This window comes from Pseudomonas palmensis (genome assembly GCF_049942755.1).
Classification (GTDB): Bacteria; Pseudomonadota; Gammaproteobacteria; order Pseudomonadales; family Pseudomonadaceae; genus Aquipseudomonas; species Aquipseudomonas palmensis.
On the sequence record NZ_CP187958.1, the window covers coordinates 5,336,046 to 5,351,937 of the forward strand.

13 protein-coding genes are annotated in these 15,892 nt (G+C 65.7%); 8 read left to right on the forward strand and 5 right to left on the reverse strand.

Annotated features, from left to right (window positions below; genetic code table 11):
* Positions 1 to 24 precede the first annotated feature (24 nt).
* The 6 genes from ACPRTJ_RS24615 (at position 25) to ACPRTJ_RS24640 (ending at position 9,086) form a co-directional block, all read left to right on the forward strand.
* Positions 25 to 4,368: a dermonecrotic toxin domain-containing protein gene (locus tag ACPRTJ_RS24615; protein ID WP_426427453.1), complete on the forward strand. Its 4,344-nt coding sequence runs from the start codon at positions 25 to 27 to the stop codon at positions 4,366 to 4,368.
* A gap of 110 nt (positions 4,369 to 4,478) precedes the next feature.
* Positions 4,479 to 6,095: an NADP-dependent glyceraldehyde-3-phosphate dehydrogenase gene (locus tag ACPRTJ_RS24620; RefSeq protein WP_058540227.1), complete on the forward strand. Its 1,617-nt coding sequence runs from the start codon at positions 4,479 to 4,481 to the stop codon at positions 6,093 to 6,095.
* A gap of 164 nt (positions 6,096 to 6,259) precedes the next feature.
* Complete coding sequence (locus ACPRTJ_RS24625; protein WP_043860593.1) at positions 6,260 to 6,727, forward strand: VOC family protein; 468 nt, start codon at positions 6,260 to 6,262, stop codon at positions 6,725 to 6,727.
* An 81-nt stretch (positions 6,728 to 6,808) separates the two neighbouring features.
* Complete coding sequence (locus ACPRTJ_RS24630) at positions 6,809 to 8,002, forward strand: hypothetical protein (RefSeq protein WP_426427455.1); 1,194 nt, start codon at positions 6,809 to 6,811, stop codon at positions 8,000 to 8,002.
* Positions 8,003 to 8,081: 79 nt separating this feature from the next.
* The gene (locus tag ACPRTJ_RS24635) at positions 8,082 to 8,429 is read left to right on the forward strand and encodes a hypothetical protein (protein ID WP_043860591.1); all 348 of its coding nucleotides are present in this window, start codon (positions 8,082 to 8,084) and stop codon (positions 8,427 to 8,429) included.
* Positions 8,430 to 8,573: 144 nt separating this feature from the next.
* Complete coding sequence (locus tag ACPRTJ_RS24640; protein ID WP_054914451.1) at positions 8,574 to 9,086, forward strand: FecR family protein; 513 nt, start codon at positions 8,574 to 8,576, stop codon at positions 9,084 to 9,086.
* Here the strand turns inward: ACPRTJ_RS24640 and ACPRTJ_RS24645 are convergent.
* Positions 9,083 to 9,928: a site-specific integrase gene (locus tag ACPRTJ_RS24645; protein ID WP_229590266.1), complete on the reverse strand. Its 846-nt coding sequence runs from the start codon at positions 9,926 to 9,928 to the stop codon at positions 9,083 to 9,085. The two genes, ACPRTJ_RS24640 and ACPRTJ_RS24645, sit on opposite strands and share 4 nt — an antisense overlap.
* Before the next feature lie 133 nt (positions 9,929 to 10,061).
* Positions 10,062 to 10,868: a hypothetical protein gene (locus ACPRTJ_RS24650; RefSeq protein WP_043860589.1), complete on the reverse strand. Its 807-nt coding sequence runs from the start codon at positions 10,866 to 10,868 to the stop codon at positions 10,062 to 10,064.
* A gap of 154 nt (positions 10,869 to 11,022) precedes the next feature.
* Here ACPRTJ_RS24650 and ACPRTJ_RS24655 point away from each other — a divergent pair, with 154 nt between their 5' ends.
* On the forward strand, positions 11,023 to 11,568 hold the full coding sequence (locus tag ACPRTJ_RS24655; RefSeq protein ID WP_043860588.1) for a hypothetical protein: 546 nt from the start codon (positions 11,023 to 11,025) through the stop codon (positions 11,566 to 11,568).
* Positions 11,569 to 11,656: 88 nt separating this feature from the next.
* Positions 11,657 to 12,085, forward strand: coding sequence for a RidA family protein (locus ACPRTJ_RS24660; RefSeq protein WP_054914449.1), 429 nt, complete (start codon positions 11,657 to 11,659; stop codon positions 12,083 to 12,085).
* A 6-nt stretch (positions 12,086 to 12,091) separates the two neighbouring features.
* Here ACPRTJ_RS24660 and ACPRTJ_RS24665 read toward each other — a convergent pair whose 3' ends face one another.
* The 3 genes from ACPRTJ_RS24665 to ACPRTJ_RS24675 all read right to left on the reverse strand — a co-directional run bounded on the left by ACPRTJ_RS24665 (position 12,092) and on the right by ACPRTJ_RS24675 (position 15,892).
* Positions 12,092 to 13,120 carry a hypothetical protein gene (locus ACPRTJ_RS24665; RefSeq protein ID WP_058540233.1) on the reverse strand — a complete coding sequence of 343 codons (1,029 nt, stop codon included), beginning with the start codon at positions 13,118 to 13,120 and terminating at the stop codon, positions 12,092 to 12,094.
* Between the two features lie 80 nt (positions 13,121 to 13,200).
* Positions 13,201 to 15,105 carry a M14 family metallopeptidase gene (locus ACPRTJ_RS24670; protein WP_426427458.1) on the reverse strand — a complete coding sequence of 635 codons (1,905 nt, stop codon included), beginning with the start codon at positions 15,103 to 15,105 and terminating at the stop codon, positions 13,201 to 13,203.
* A 127-nt stretch (positions 15,106 to 15,232) separates the two neighbouring features.
* Positions 15,233 to 15,892, reverse strand: coding sequence for a TenA family protein (locus ACPRTJ_RS24675; RefSeq protein WP_043860584.1), 660 nt, complete (start codon positions 15,890 to 15,892; stop codon positions 15,233 to 15,235).

Consider the following 15,892-nt stretch of genomic DNA (forward strand, 5'->3'; position numbering starts at 1 on the left):
CGGTCCACGGACCGGAGCACGACCATGCCTACCTCCCCTTCACGCATTCCCCACTCACCGTTCATCGTCCAGCGCCTGCCCACCTGGCTGAAACACACCAGCGCCCAGGACGCCGAAGACCTTCGGCGCCATCTGGCCCTGACCCATGTCATCCCCGATGCCGAACCGGACTGGCTGGCCAACGGCCTGCCCGATCAGCGTGACGCCGTGCGTGCAGCCAGGCGTCGCTATCGGCGGGCCAGCCAGACACTGGCAGGCACCCTCAAGGCCTTCCAGGGGTTGCTGGCATTTGCCGAGCCGCTGCTGCAGGCGCGCCTTGACGCCGAACTTGGCGAAACCCTGAACCTGCACACCACCGACCTGGTGCAGTTTCACGAAGAGGCCGACCTCTGGCAGCTCGCCACACGTACCACCTACCAGAAGCAGAGCCTGCTGCAGGCAGCGCTGCAGAACTTCGGTGACGACGTGACTTTCCTCGGCAAGAGTGCGATCACCCTGCAAGGCCATTTCCACCTCGACCTGACTGACGCCGGGCTTGCCTACCGCTATACCCGCCATCGCCTGTCACCCGCCGTGTTCGCCCGCCTGTGCCGCGAACTGGACCTGGGCGCCCGCTACCAGCAGCACCTGCAGGCAGTGTTCGAAACACCTGCCACGCAAGACAGGGTGCGTCGCGACTCGATCGATGCCAATCGCCAGTTGCTGCGCCTGGAGGTCACCGTGGCGAAAGCGCGCCAGCGCATCGGGCCAACCGCCTGCCGCCGGTTGCTGGCGCTGCTGGACGCGCCCGCCGCAGCAGGCGCCGAGGCCCCGCCAGTGCAGGCGAGCCTGCTGAGCATGAGCGGCGTACCGTTGCACGACATCCTGCTGTTTGCCCTGGCATCTGAGCAGCAGGCAGACAGCCTGCTGCTGTACCTGCCCGGCGACCCGGACGATGCCCTCACCGAGCATGCGTCGATGCCGGCGCTGGAGCGCTACCTCAAAGGGCGCCTCAACCACCCCGGGTTTCGCAGACTGTTTCAGCGCTACGTACCGCTGCAACAGCAGCAACACCTGTTCGATGTGCTCGGACACAACCTGGCCCGGCAGGTGGTCGACAAGGACGGACCGTGGCACTCGCAGGAGCAGGACCGCCACCTGCAACGCCTGAAGGATGAAGCACGGGTACTCATGGTGCCCACCGCTGAAGCCGACGAGAAAGCGCGCAAGGCCCGCCTGGAACAATGGGAGACACGCGCGCTGAACGTGCTCAATGCCGCGGCGATGTTCGTGCCGGCGCTGGGCCCGGTCATGCTGGCGGTCACTGCGGTACAGCTGATCAAGGAGGTGTATGAAGGCGTGGAGGACTGGCAGAACGGCGACGTCGAGGGCGCCATGGCGCACCTGCAGTCGGTGGCGATCACTGCCGGCATGCTGGCCGGTTCGGTGCTGGCGCTCAAGGCAGCACCAGCGCTGGTCGATGCGTTGATCGAAGTGCCACTGCCCGATGGCAGTACGCGCCTGTACCTGCCCGACCTGGCACCCTACCGGCTGGACACGTCGCTGCCCGCCGAGGTGACAGCCAACGACCAGGGCCAGTACCGGCACGCGGACCGGCACTACATCAGGCTCGGCGCCGACCTGTACGAGCAGCAGTTCGATGCGCACCAGCAGCAATGGCAACTGCGCCACCCCGAGCGTGAAGACGCCTATCGCCCCGCGCTGGAGCACAACGGCCAGGGTGCCTGGCGCAGCGTGCATGAACAGCCGCTGAGCTGGTCGCGGGCCACCCTGCTGCGCCGTCTGGGCCCGCTTGCGCAAGGCCTGAGCGATGCAGAACTCGAACAGGCCTGCCAGGTCAGCGGCACCCGCGAAGACGCGCTGCGTCGGTTGCACGCCGCCAATCTGGGCCTGCCACCCTTGCTGGCCGATACGCTGCAACGGCTCAGGATCGCCCGGCAACTGCGCGCCGAAAACGTCACGGGCAACGTCGGCAAGGCCCTGTTCGAGCAGCGTTACCTGGCCCTGGTGCCCCCGCAGCCGCACATCACGGCCCTGTGCGCACGCTTGCCCGGGTTGAGCCCGGTGCTGGCCCGCAGCCTGCTGGACACTGTCGGCCCGGCCCGGCTGGCACGCTGGGTGCCACCGGCAGCCATCCCCACCAAATTGCTGGAAGAGGCCGCCACGCTGGCCGCCCGTGTTCCCCTGGTACGCGCGACCGAAGGCCTGTACTGGCCAGCCCTGGCGACGCCGCAAAGCACGCGCCTGGCGCTGTTGTGCCTGGAGCACGCCCCTGGCTGGGACGCCTCGGTGGTGCTGGAAGCACGCAGTGGTGGCCCGCGCGGCCCTCTGCTGCAGCGCGTGGGTCGTGCCACCCAGGCGCAGCGCAGGGTTCTGGTGCACGGTGCAGAAGGCTACCAGACCTTCAAGGACGACCTCCCGCTGCACGCGCCCGGCGACGACCTGTTCGCGGCCCTGCATGACAGCATCGCTCCCCGCTATCGCCAGGTGCTGGGCCTGGACACCAGGGCGGCGCTGCAGCAACGCGTGCTGTCGATGCTCGAACGCCCCCGCAGCGAACTTGCCACCTGGCTGTGGTCCGGCGAGGTCCGCGGCTGGGCCAGCGAAGCACGCCTGCTGGGGGGCAGTGATCGCCCCGGCTACCCGCCGGTGTCGGCTGCCAGCTCTTCACAGGAGGCCCGCTACCGCACGCTCTATCCGCATGCCAGCGGCGAAGAGGCGCGTGCCACACTGGCGGCCTGGGAGGCCAGCGAGATTCCGGCACAGGCGCGGCTGCGCACGCTCGAACAAACCCTGCAACGCCTGAAAAGCGCGTTGACCCTGTGGGCCCTGCCCAGTACAGCCCGGCAATCGGCGCGGGAAGAAATCATCGCCGCCTGGCAGCGCCTGTCGGTGCGCGAGGTCGCCGATGGCGAAACCACCGTTCAGCTGAACCTGGACTACCTGGACCTGACCGACGGCGACCTGGAAAGCTTCCCTGCGCTGGAGGCCAACTTCGATCACGTGAATGAGCTGTCACTGGAGCAGAACTCCCTGACCCGGCTGCCTGACGCCTTCCTGCGCCACTTCACCCAGCTGCAGCGCGTCAGCCTGAACGGCTGCGAACTCACCAGCCTGCCCACCGGGCTGGGTGATCGGCTCAGCGTGCTGGACCTGGCCAACAACCGCCTGGTCTGGGACGAGCACCTGCAGCACGCCCTCGAAGGTTACCCGCAGTTGCGCGACCTGAGCCTGGCGAACAACCCGCTGGCCACCCCGCCCGACTTCGCCCGCCTGAACCGGCTGCAGGGCGTGGACCTGTACAACTGCAGCCTGGCGAGCTATCCGGCAGGGCTCGATCAGCTGGACGCGCCGAACCTGGTGGACCTGTCCGGCAACCAGCTGCAGGAGCTGCCACCGACCGCCATCCTCTCACCTCCGCTGGCCCGGGCGCTGCGCCTGGAACACAATCCGCTGAGCGATGCTGCCCTGCAGGCGGCCGATGCCTACTACACCACCCACCGTATCGACCTGCTGGTGGCCGAGATCGATTACAACGAACTGCTCGACGACGCCACGCCACAACAGCGGGCCAGCTGGCAACGACTGCAGCAGAGCCTGCCGTCGGGGTTCTTCCGGGACCTGCGTGCCATGTTCGACAGCCCGCCCTACATCGTCGCCCCACTGACCTACCGGCGCCGCCTGTGGCGTCTGCTGACCTGGATGGACGCCAATGCGCCCCTGCGTGAGCAGATTCTCGCCCGCACAGGCGGCACCCTGCTCGACCTCGAACAGTTGGGCGAGGTGTCACAGGCCCTGGCCATCCCGGACCTGGCAACCCGCTCGCGCACCTTGCTGGCGACCATCGTCAACCACGTGCGTCTCAGAAAGCTCGGCTTCGGCGTGCTGAGCCTTTCGTTCAACATGTCCGAAGACAGCTACGCGACGCTCTACCAGTGGGCGCTCAAACGTATCACCCGGCTGCCGGGCCTGGACCTGGCCCAGGCGGCGCGTGCCGACGAGCCGGTGATCATCGACGCACTGGTCGATGTGATGCCGCTGCCGGGCGAAGCCTGGATAGAACAGCAGCGCAACCTGCTGCTGGCGGTTGACCCGACCACCTCCCACGGCCTGGACGAAGTACTGGCCATGAACCATGAAGAGGAACCGGTCTACCCTGCATGGGAGCACCACTTGCGCGAACGCTTCGCCGCACAGTTCGCCGCCTCGCGGGCAGCGCTGGACGACAGCCTGGAGCAGGCAGCCGAAACGCTGAGCGAAGGTGAACTGCTGGTGGAGGCGCAGCGCTTGCGGCAGGTGTACGAACAACGCCTCGTCGACCTGCGCAGAACCCTGACCGAGGGAGTGGCGCGAGGCACCATCGACTGACAGGCGAGCGCCGGCCCGGAGCGCACCCGGGCCAGGCTGGCTTTTGTGCCGGGGCCGGCGTTATGCTCGGCTGAAACGTTTCATTCACCATGGAAAAGAGGTATTGCGTCATGGATCGTCTGGACTCGCTGTTTCCCGCTGCCACGGATATCCCCGAGGCCTATCGCCTGGGCGACCCGCTCGAGCAGCGCGACTACCTGGTGGATGGGCAGCTGCACCGCTGGGAAGGCCCGCTGGCCACGGTGCGCAGCCCGGTGTGGCTCAAGACCGACGACGGTGAGCAGCAGGTGATACTCGGCAGCGCCCCGCTGCTGGACGCCGATACCGCCCTCACCGCCCTGGACGCCGCCGTGCGTGCCTACGACAAGGGCCGCGGCGTGTGGCCGAACATGCGCGTGGCCGAGCGCATCCAGCATGTCGAGGCGTTCCTGGCCCGCATGCGCGAGCAGCGCGCGGTGGTGGTCAAGTGGCTGATGTGGGAGATCGGCAAGAACCTCAAGGACTCCGAGAAGGAATTCGACCGCACCTGCGACTACATCGTCGAGACCATCGGCGCCCTCAAGGAACTCGACCGGCGCTCCAGTCGCTTCGAACTGGAGCAGGACACCCTCGGCCAGATCCGTCGCGCGCCCCTGGGCGTGGCGCTGTGCATGGGCCCCTACAACTACCCGCTCAACGAGACCTTCACCACCTTGATCCCGGCGCTGATCATGGGCAACACCGTGGTGTTCAAGCCGGCCAAGTTCGGCGTGCTGCTGATTCGCCCGTTGCTGGAGGCGTTTCGCGACAGCTTCCCGGCCGGGGTGATCAACGTCATCTACGGGCGCGGCCGCGAGACCGTCAGCGCGCTGATGGCCAGCGGCAAGGTCGACGTGTTCGCCTTCATCGGCACCAACAAGGCCGCCAGCGACCTGAAGAAGCTTCACCCGCGCCCGCACCGCCTGCGCGCCGCGCTGGGGCTGGACGCCAAGAACCCGGGCATCGTGCTGCCCGAGGTCGACCTGGACAACGCGGTCAACGAGGCGGTCACCGGCGCCCTCTCGTTCAACGGCCAGCGCTGCACGGCGCTGAAGATCCTGTTCGTGCACGAGCAGGTGGTGGACGCCTTTCTCGACAAGTTCCAGCGCAAGCTGGCCGACCTCAAGCCCGGCATGCCATGGGACCCGGGCGTCAGCCTGACCCCGTTGCCCGAAGCAGGCAAGGTCGACTACCTGGGCGGCCTGGTAACCGATGCAGTAGCCCACGGTGCCAGGGTGATCAACCAGGGCGGCGGCCAGAGCCGCGGTTCGTTCTTCTACCCGGCGCTGCTGTACCCGGTGAACCCGCAGATGCGCGTGTACCACGAAGAGCAGTTCGGGCCGGTGATCCCGGTGGTGCCCTACCGCGACCTGCAGACAGTGATCGACTACGTGCTGGATTCGGATTTCGGTCAGCAGTTGAGCATTTTCGGCACCGATTCGGCCACCGTGGGCCGGCTGGTCGACACCTTCGCCAACCAGGTCGGGCGCATCAACCTCAACGCCCAGTGCCAGCGCGGGCCGGACACCTACCCCTTCAACGGGCGCAAGAACTCGGCCGAAGGCACCCTGTCGGTGCATGATGCATTGCGCGTGTTCTCGATCCGCACCCTGGTGGCCACCAAGTTCCAGGAGGCCAACAAACAGCTGATCAGCCAGATCATCCGCAACCGCGAGTCGAGTTTCCTGACGACTGACTACATCTTCTGATTGCGTGGTGGGCAAAACGGTACAAGCATAGGCTTGGATCGCGGCGCACCTATCGCGGGTCAAGCCCGCTCCCACAAAGGCAGTGATGAACACGTGGGAGCGGGCTTGACCCGCGATAGGGCCCGTGTAGGCAACACACTTTTTGCGTACCAATGGAGGAAAAAATGGCCACCCAACCCATCCCCGACGGTCAGCACAGCATCACCCCCTACCTGGGCATCAAGGACGCTGCCAGGGCCATCGACTTCTACAAGGCCGCCTTTGGCGCCACCGAAATGTTCCGCCTCGACGCCCCCGATGGCCGTATCGGCCATGCCGAGCTGAAAATCGGCGATTCCTCGCTGATGCTGGCCGACCCCTGCGACCAGGCCGGCGGGCTCACCAGCAGCCAATCCCTGCAGGGCAGCGCCATCGGCCTGCACCTGTACGTCGAAGATGTCGACGCTACCTTCGCCCAGGCGCTGAAGGCCGGCGCCACCCAGGTCAACGCCGTGCAGAACCAGTTCTACGGCGACCGCAGCGGCACCCTCAAGGACCCTTTCGGCAACCTCTGGTTCGTCGCCACCCACGTCGAAGACGTGTCGGTCGAGGAAATCCGCGCCCGCGCGGCAAAAATGTTCAGCCCGCAATGAACGCCACCTGCACGCGGCGATGGTCGCGTGCAGGGCTTTGAATTAAGGTGGCAGGCACAGGAAGGCTGGCCAGGATCGTCCATGCGAATCATCGAGAAAAACGCCGCGCTGGTGCGCACCCTTACCCCCGCCGAAGAGGAACTGCTGCGCGGGTTCGTGCTGGGCGCCCTGGAGGGCCCACGGCTGCTGCAGGCCAACCAGTTGCTGATGAAGGTACGCGCCGCCGGGCAGTGGCTGGCCTGCGAATGCCAGCCCAAAAGCATGCCGGTACTCAACGTCAACCTCAACGGCAGCACCGGCACGCTGTTTCTCAAGAACAACCCCGGCACCGCCGAACATGCGCCGGGCTGTGCCTTCACCAAGGACGAACGCGACACTGACGCCAGCCACAACGAGGCCGACACCCCGCCGGCGGCCTGGCTGGCACCGGACGCGTCGTTGCGCCTGATCGGCGATTTCCAGCGTGCCGCTGCCGGCAGCGGCGACGGCAACGGCAGCGGCGACAGGCGCGAACAGCATCGCCTGCTCTCGCTGCTGCTGACCCTGATCGAAGCCAGCGGCCTGAACGTCTACGCCACCCACCTCAAAAAGGACCTGACCGCCCAGTTCGCCGAGCTGCGCAGCGTCGCCACCCGCTACCCGCTGATCGACCGCGTGCCCGCCAGCAACTACCTGGAAACCCGCCTGGACATGAAGCACATGATGATGCTCAAGGCACGTCTGCGCGACGCCACGGTGTTCGGCACACATCGGCGCCATGGCCTGCTGCTGGACTGCGTCAGCCAGATCAAGGCGCGCAAGGTGCTCACCGAACGCAGCGAAGACGGGTTCGACTTCCAGGGCCACCACCTGCTGTGGGGCGGTAGCCGCACCCCCGGCCCGCTGCTGGCGCTGGCCATCTATTCCCCCGCCACCGCCGGCAGCCACTTCTACGAACTGATCCATGTGGCCAGCGTGCCGGTGCTGTCGCGCGCTCACCTGTTCCCGGTGTACCGCGACGAAGAGCGCGAACCGCTGAAGATGCTCGTCTCGCTGATCGACTGGATGGCCGGCAAGGGTGTGAAGGTGGTGATGCGCCGGCCGGTGATCGGCGGTCGGGTGATGGACGAACTGGTGCTCAGCTCCGACCAGGACCGGGTGCTGTCCGTGTCGCTGACCGAACAGCCGCTGGGCCCGGAGCCCGAAACGGAAAACTTCAGGCGCTTTGCCGATTTCAAAGGCCTGGACACCTTCCGCAAGTACGTGGCGGGCTTCTTCATGCGGGGTCGCGACTAGACCGTCCGTCGCTCACGCCGCACCCTCGGCGCATGACGACGGACCAATGTCAGGTAGCCCACATGAAAGGAGTTCGACCATGACCCGCACCCCGATCACCGCTCTGCTGTTCGCCGCGCTGCTGGGCGCCCAGGCCACCGTGGCCCTGGCCGCAGGTACCGGCCCGACCAACCCTGCCCCCGGCAACGGCGTGCCCAACTCCACCCTTCCTGGGGCCGGGGTGGATGTACCGGCCCCGTCCAACGAGCCGTCCATGCCCAACGGCACCGACCCACGTACCCAGGGCAACGACGACGGCCGCCAGGGCGGCATGAACACCGATGACACCCGTGGGCAGATGCCCGAGGGCACCGGTTCCGAGAGAAATGGCCACGAAGGCTCCGAAAGCAACAACAGCGGCGGTGTCAGCGGCCCGGCTGGCAGCTGACCGCTGCGCCCGCAAGCTGGCTCCTACCGGCGATACACACCCTGTAGGAGCCGGCCTTGCCGGCGAAGGCCCAAGCACTGCAACCGCTTGAGTGCCGCCCCTGCTGCCCCTATCATCCCCAGCCTCTTCCACCTGGGGCTCCCCGTGTCTGACCCTCGCCTGAAACGCCTTGGCGCTTGCCTGTTGGCAATCCTTGGCAGCGCCTACCTGGCGCAGAACATCGTGCCATGGCGCCAATTGATGGCCGATGAACGCACCGGGCCGGCCCAGACACGCCTGCTGCAATTGAGCGATGGCAGCCAGCTTGCGCTCAACCACGCCACCCATGTGGACATCCGCTTCACCGCGCAGCAACGACGCCTGGTGCTGCACGACGGCGAAGTGCTGGTGCAGGCCAGCAGCGACCCGCGCCCGCTGATCGTCGAAACCCCGAGCGGTGAAGTCCGCGCACACTCCGGGACGTTCAGTGTCGATCATCTGCACAGGGGCTCCCAGGTCAACGCCTACGCGGCTGACGTACAGGTCCTGCCACGGCTGGGCACCCCCAGCCTGCTGCCCAGCGGCAGCGGGCTATGGTTGCGCCGTGCCGGCAGCAGCTGGCAATGGCCAGCCCGGCCCAGCCGAATCAACACCCGGGCCTGGCCCGCCGGTAGCTAGCAGTCGAAGCGGTCCACCGCGCGGCGCCGCTCGTTGTCGTCGCGCATGTCGTAGTTGGCCGTGGTCTGGATGTTGCTGTGATGCGCCAGCTTCTGCGCTATCGACAGGTCGTGCTCCTCGATCACCCGGGTGATGAACGAACGGCGAAAATCGTGGGGCATGATCTTCACGCCCACCTGGGTACCGCGTTGGCGGGCGATGTAGTAGATCGCGTGCTTGGTGATGCGCTCGCGGGTGATATGGCTGCCGCGGCGGATGCGGTTGAACAGGAAGGTATCGTCGGCCTGGCCCTCGGGCAGCTGCGAGCGGCGAAACTCCAGCCAGGCATTGAGCTTGTCGAAGGCCCACACCGGGGCGTACTTGATCAGCTGCTTGTTGCCCTTGCCCAGCACCTGCAGGCTGCGCTCGGCAAAGTCGATCTGCTTGAGGTCGAGGTTGACCGACTCGCTCTTGCGCATGCCGGTGCCGTACAGCAAGGCGATCACCGCCGCGTCGCGCAGCCCCTGCGGGCGCGGGTCGGCAGCGCAGGCCTCCATCAGTTCGCGGATCAGCGTGCGCTTGAGGTTGCGCCCCACCGGCAGGCGCGTGCCCTGGGCGGCCTTGACCGTGCGCATGCGCAGCAGCTGGTCCTGGCTGATCAGGCCCAGGCGCCAGGCTTCGTTCATCACCCCGCGAATCGCGTTGACGTACAGCGACGTGGTGTTGGGCGCATAGCCGTCGGCGCGCAACGCCGCCACCAGCGCAGTGACATGCCCCGGTTCGAGCAAGTGCCAGGGCACCTCCTTGATGTCGATGTCCTCGAAGTCCAGACGGTCGGCGGCGTCCTGCAGGATGTACTTCATGGTCAACTGGCTCGACGGGGCCAGTCGGGCGAGGTAATGCAGCAGGGGGTTGTGGAGCGATGCGTGCAGTGAATCAGGCAAACCGTGGGGTTCCTCTAGCGCAGTAGGGCAAATTCAGCCGGGGATGATACCCCTAGTCCACCAGGTAAAGCTTGATGGTTTCCCGGGTCAGCGAGATCACCTCGTGGGTGTAGCCCTCGGCATCGCTGGTGCCGTATTCCAGATACCCGTCCTTGCGCTGGATCACGTAGGCCACGCGTGGCAGCGGCCTGCCGGTTTCGCTGTCGGTGATGGGCAGGCGTGCACTGTAGAGCGGCGCCTCGACCTGCCTGGCGAAGGGTGCCAGCGGCGTGGCGTCGTCCAGCGTCGGCGCGGCCCACACAAAAGGTGGTATGTACGGGCTGTAGTCGTGCTTGTTCACTTCGGCCAGCAGCACCGAAACCGGGATGCGCATCACCAGTGAAAAGTACGCGTGATACGGGAACGCGGTGATGTACAACTTGCACGGGATTGTGGTTCTGTTCTCGAGCAGGCGCTGGATGGTTTCGCGGGTCAGTTCAGTGCTGCTGGAGCGGCTCGGCAGGGTCTTGTCGAAGCTCATCTGCGCCAGGTAGTTGAAACTGCCATCGGGCGCGCGGCTTTCGAACTCGGGCGAGCCGGACAGGTTGTAGGTGATGACGTGCTCGAGGTCGAAGTTCTCGTCGCCGTCCAGCGCGCACACCAGCCGCTCGCTGATCTGGCCATTGCCGGTGTGGCGTTCGAACAGGCTGAGCAGGTCTTCGTCGGCCTGAAAACGCAGGTCGTAGCGATACGGGTTGTCGCTGAACGACACAAAGCGCAGGGGCAACGGGTCGATGCCGTGGTCCTTGACGCAGCCACTGCTCAACAGTGCACCGGCGGCCAGCGTGAAGCCGAGGGCGAAGCGGTGAAACACAGGCATGCGCCCTTCTTCCATGAGTGTGGCGGGCGCGCAGGATGCCCTAGCAGGCACTCTGCGGCAAGTGTCACGGCGCTTTGTGCGATGCCTCGTGAACCGCTGGCGCAGCGTGACCAACTGGTGTATCAAGGCGCCCTCCCGCCCCCATGGATGACACATGCGCCTGCTTCCACTGATCGTACTTGGCCTGCTGGCTGCCCAGCTCAGTGCCTGTTCACTGTTCATCCCGCGCGCCAAGGCCACGGTCGAACCGATTTCCCTGCAAAAGCAGCTCGACAGCAACCACAGTGTGTACACCCTGACCTTCGCGGCAGATGTGGATGTGCTCGACGCCTTCCGGGGCAAGACCAGCCAGTTGGGCACGCGCATCGAATGCTCGATCACCGAGGATGAGAACCTCGCCTATGACCACCGCATGACGTATTCGCTGATCGGTGAGATCGAACGCGATGACCGACCGCCCCGTGATGGCCTGTTCACCTCGAAACTGAGCTTTCAGAAAAAAGACCAGTACCGCGACCTGAGCGACGCAGCGGCCCTCGACATGCTGGCAAGAAAGCCGGTACTGCCATGCACCATGAAGGCGTCCGGCTTCTTTGTGGGCTACTACTATTCGAAGCCGTTCACCTTGCAGGCCAGCGACCTGATCCGACTGATCAAGGGGCCGGTGCCTTCGCAGCGCCTATTTCTCAAACACTACTGAAGAACGTGCGGCGCCCTTGAAAACAGGTGCTTGACCTCAACCTAACTTGAGGTTTTACCCTTGCGCCTCCCTTGAGTGGAGTCGCCCCATGAGCACCAGCCAACCCGCTGTATTTGTGTTGTCCAACCCCGAAGGCCTGTACGACCCCAGCGCCAATGCCTATTCACACGTGGCCGAGGTCAGCACCGCCGCCAAGCTGCTGTACATCGCCGGCCAGGGGGGTGAAGACCCTGCCGGTACGCTGTCGCCCGACTTTGCCGAACAGGCGCGCCAGGCACTGCTCAACCTGCGCACCGCGCTGGAATCCAGAGGTGCGAGCCTGGCCGATGTATTCAAGCTGACCCTGCTGATCGTGGACCATAGCGAAGCCAGGCTGGCGCTGTGGGTGGCGGCTGCCAACGCCGCCTGGGGCCAGCTCAGCAAACCGACCTGCACCCTGATACCCGTGCCGCGCCTGGCACTGGACGGCATGCAGATCGAAGTCGATGCGGTGGCGGCCCTGCCCGCTTCGAGCTGATGGCCCCTAGCGCAGCGTGCACTGCGTCTGCACGATCGAGCGGTTGATGCGGTCCAGCTCGCTCTCGGCAACGACCCTGTTGTGGACGTTGAAGGCCATTTCATAGGCCTGGTTGGCAAACGCGGTGCAGTTGGGCCGCTCGAGAATCACCGCATCCATGCGCAACGCGTAGATGACCAGGGCGTCCGCCGACTGACCGGCGCGTTCGCGGTAGGCATAGCGTTGCTGGCGGGCCTGCTCGAAGTTGGCCTGCACTGCCTTTTCATAGTTGGCCTTTTGCGTGCGCTGCACAGTGGCCACCGGCACAGTGAGCAATTGATACACCGCCTGCTCGTAGGTCTTGGGGAAGCGGACTTCGTTGGTTTCGTGCAGCAACGTCTGGTTCATCACGTACAAGGTGGTGGTCGGACAGTAGTCGAAGCGCCCGCAGGCCTTGCTTGCCTTGGCTTGCAGGGCATCTGGCTGAAACCGCTGCGCCGACCAGCCCAGGGCCAGGTTGTACTGCTTGAGCGCCGTGTAATCGGCCTTCAACGCCTTGTTGAACGCCGCGAAGCACGCCGTGGTCTGCGCCGTCTGCGCATCGCCACAGCCTTTCACGCCAGAGATGTCGTCCAGCGAGTCGCCGCTGTAGTCGAGGGTCAGCGCTGGCCGTGCAGGCGTTGTCGACACCGCCACACCCTGGGTCTTGAGTGCACTGTAGCGGGCCGTCATTGCTTGCAACCTGGCACCGTCGGCTTTCTGCACGGCGGCGATTTCCAGCAGTTGCTTGACCGCGTCGAGGTCCTGGGGCTTGAGGTCCTTGTTGCCGGTCAGTGCCTCCAGCAGGTCCAGCGTGGCATTGGCATCACCGGCTTCGGAGTCCATGCGCAGCGCGCTCAAGGTCGACGCATAGCGGCTCTGTTGCACGAACTCGCCAAGGTTCATTTCTTCAAGGCTTGCGTACTTGAGCGGCTGTGCAATCTGCTGGCTCATGTCCTGGGCACACGCCAGCGAGGCGTACAGCAGGGTGATGGCAAGGGTAAGGCTGGTCTTCATGGACGTCCTGACAAGGCAACGCCACCGCAATGGTCGCGGTGGCCCACACCTGCATCGGCACGGCTGGCGCTTCCTTTAACTCAGTACACGGCCCCCACCGGGTACACGAATGCATTCACGTCATAGAAGGGCGTGCGCTGGTAAAACCAGTGCAGGCGCGCACTCGGGCTGTCGGCGAACGCCTTGTCGTCCTTGAGGCGGGCTTCGAACTCGGCCTTGAGTGCCGGGCTCGCGGCCAGCATCTTGCGCGCCATCGGCTCCATCACGTATTCCTCTGGCTCCTCCGCCGCCACCAGGGTCGCGTTGAAGAAACCCCAGGCCCAGAACGAGTCGGGGCTTTGCGGGTGCAACAGATTGATCGCCAGCACGCCCAGCGGCTGGTCGACGTCGATCAGCACCGAACCCGCCGCAAAGGTCTGCATACGCTCCAGCGGGTTGGCCACGCCACTGACCAGCAGATGCCCTTCATAGCCCGGAATCTCGTTGGCTGCCGCACGGTCCGGCTCGAAGCCACCGGCCACCTTCACCTCATCCATGCGGTACAGCGTCACCGCCATCGCCGTGGGCTGCTCGAGGGTGCGCATGCGGATGCCATGCGCCTTGAGCCGCGCGATCACCTCGGCCCACTGCGCCGGCACCACGTACTGGCGTGGGCGCTTGACCACCAGGTCGGGCTCGGTGTTGCCAGTGACCGGCACCGTCAGCGGCTTGGGCACGTTGCTCCACACGATCGTCCTGGCACCGGTGATCGGCGACTGTTCGTAGCGGTAGTCGCCCACCTTGAAATCCACCTGCTCCTCCTTGCCCGGCTTCCAGGTCAGCACCACCTCGCGCTGGGCCGCGAGCCGGGCACGGTCACTGGCAATGGCCTGCTGCAGCGAAGCGGCCTGTTCGCCGATCACCTGGAACATCGTCTTGAGCATCACGTAGTTGCCCAGCACCTGGGTCTGGTACGGGTGCAGTGCATGCTGCTCGATCAGAATCGACGGCACGTTGCGGATATCGCCGTACTGGTTGGAGAAGCGCGCCAGGTCGGTGCGGTACGGGTAGTAGCCCTGGGTCGGGTCCTGGTTGTCGTTCATGCTGATGCACTCGTGCACCACATGCCCCTCGCCCTCCAGCGCCTGGTACACCGGCGCACGCATCACCGTGTCCATCCACGCGCTGCTGGCCGGCGACCAGCCATTGCCGTTATGGCAATACGAGCTGTCGTAGGGGTACATCGCGCCATCGGTGGAGTGGGTGTCGGCGAAGAAGCTCAGCTCGTAGGTGTTGAACACCCAGGCCACGTTGCGGATCTCGGCGCTGTCGAGCTTGGTGAAATCGCGGTTCAGGTTGAGGTTGCGCCCGTTCACGCGCCAGCCACTCTGGCGGGGGCCGTTCTGGTTGATTCGGCCATAGGCGCTGCGGCGGATATCGCCGTCCACGTTGACACTGGGGATGAACAGGATGTTGACCTTCTGCAGCAGGCCGGCCAGCGGCTTGCTGCCGGTGGTCATGTCGCGCAGCAGCATGAACATCGCGTCCTTGCCGTTGGACTCGCCGGGGTGGATACCGGCCTCGATAAAGAGCGTCGGCTTGCCGGAACGCTTGAGCGCGGCGGGTGACTTGTCGGCCTCCAGCGAGGCCACCACCAGCAGCATCGGGTGGCCCTCGGCGCTTTTCTCCGGCAGCTCGCTGAGCACGATGGCGCCATTGGCGGCGGATACCAGTTGCTGAAGGTAATCGCGGGTTTGCGCGTAGGTGCTGGTGTCGGCAAAGCCGGTGGCTTCGGCGACGGTGATCAGGGGGTTGCCGGCGGGCGCGATATAGCGGGTGCTGGTGAGGGTCTGCTCGAACATTGCCGGCAGAATGCGTTGCTTGGCGGCCTCGGGGTAGTCGCTGTCATCGATATAGGCCGGGGCGCCGGGCAAGGCCGCAAGGGCGGGCAGGCTGCCGAGCAGCAGCAAGGTGGCCAGCAGGGGCTGCGGGTGCAGGTAGTTCATGATGGGTCCTTATCATGCGTAAGCAGGCAACCTTAGCTGATAAGGGGCAATGTCACCGCGATGGGATGCCGGCGAAGCGCCGCGCGAGCGGCGCTCGGTGCCAGGAGCGCCGTTGCGCCACGCCGTTCTACCGCGCCGCCAACCCCATCTGCCAGAAATCCGCCTCCAGCCGCGACGCCTGGGCAAAGATCGCCACCAGCTCGGTGAAGCGCTGCTCGGTCATGCTGCGCGCCGCCAGCTCGTCCAGGTGCAGGCGCGCTGCAGCAGCCACGCCCTGATACCCCTCCCCGGCATACTCGCCAATCCACTCGCGGTACGGATGATCACCCAGCGCCGCCACCCCGTCGGGGCTCAGCGCCCGGCCGATCTCGGCGTAGCCGATCACACAGGGCGACAGCGCCACATGCAGGTCCAGCAAGTCGCCCGCCGCGCCGCAATCGAGCACGAAGCGCGTATAGGCCACGGTGGCCTGGTGCTCCGGCGCGGCCTCGATGTCAGCCTTGGACAAGCCCCAGCGCGCGCACAGGCGTACATGCAGGTCGGTCTCGTCCAGAATCGCCGCAAGCCCCGCCTGGGCGGCACGGATGTCCGAAGGCCGGCGGCTCTTGTACGCGGCCAGCGCCCAGGCCCGCGCGAACTGGATCAGGAACAGGTAATCCTGCACCAGGTAGGTACGAAACGCCGTTTCGGGCAAGCTGCCCTGGCCCATCTGGCGCACGAAGCTGTGGTCCACGTAACTGGCCCACTCGGTCGGTGCAGCAGCTTTCAAACGGTCGAAAATATCCAT

Coding starts and splice junctions, on each gene's coding strand:
- ACPRTJ_RS24615 (WP_426427453.1), top strand. CDS start 25: ATGCCTACCTCCCCTTCACGCATTCCCCACTCACCGTTCATCGTCCAG.
- ACPRTJ_RS24620 (WP_058540227.1), top strand. CDS start 4,479: ATGGATCGTCTGGACTCGCTGTTTCCCGCTGCCACGGATATCCCCGAG.
- ACPRTJ_RS24650 (WP_043860589.1), bottom strand. CDS start 10,868: ATGCCTGTGTTTCACCGCTTCGCCCTCGGCTTCACGCTGGCCGCCGGT.
- ACPRTJ_RS24675 (WP_043860584.1), bottom strand. CDS start 15,892: ATGGATATTTTCGACCGTTTGAAAGCTGCTGCACCGACCGAGTGGGCC.
- ACPRTJ_RS24655 (WP_043860588.1), top strand. CDS start 11,023: ATGCGCCTGCTTCCACTGATCGTACTTGGCCTGCTGGCTGCCCAGCTC.
- ACPRTJ_RS24635 (WP_043860591.1), top strand. CDS start 8,082: ATGACCCGCACCCCGATCACCGCTCTGCTGTTCGCCGCGCTGCTGGGC.
- ACPRTJ_RS24645 (WP_229590266.1), bottom strand. CDS start 9,928: ATGAAGTACATCCTGCAGGACGCCGCCGACCGTCTGGACTTCGAGGAC.
- ACPRTJ_RS24670 (WP_426427458.1), bottom strand. CDS start 15,105: ATGAACTACCTGCACCCGCAGCCCCTGCTGGCCACCTTGCTGCTGCTC.
- ACPRTJ_RS24665 (WP_058540233.1), bottom strand. CDS start 13,120: ATGAAGACCAGCCTTACCCTTGCCATCACCCTGCTGTACGCCTCGCTG.
- ACPRTJ_RS24660 (WP_054914449.1), top strand. CDS start 11,657: ATGAGCACCAGCCAACCCGCTGTATTTGTGTTGTCCAACCCCGAAGGC.
- ACPRTJ_RS24625 (WP_043860593.1), top strand. CDS start 6,260: ATGGCCACCCAACCCATCCCCGACGGTCAGCACAGCATCACCCCCTAC.
- ACPRTJ_RS24630 (WP_426427455.1), top strand. CDS start 6,809: ATGCGAATCATCGAGAAAAACGCCGCGCTGGTGCGCACCCTTACCCCC.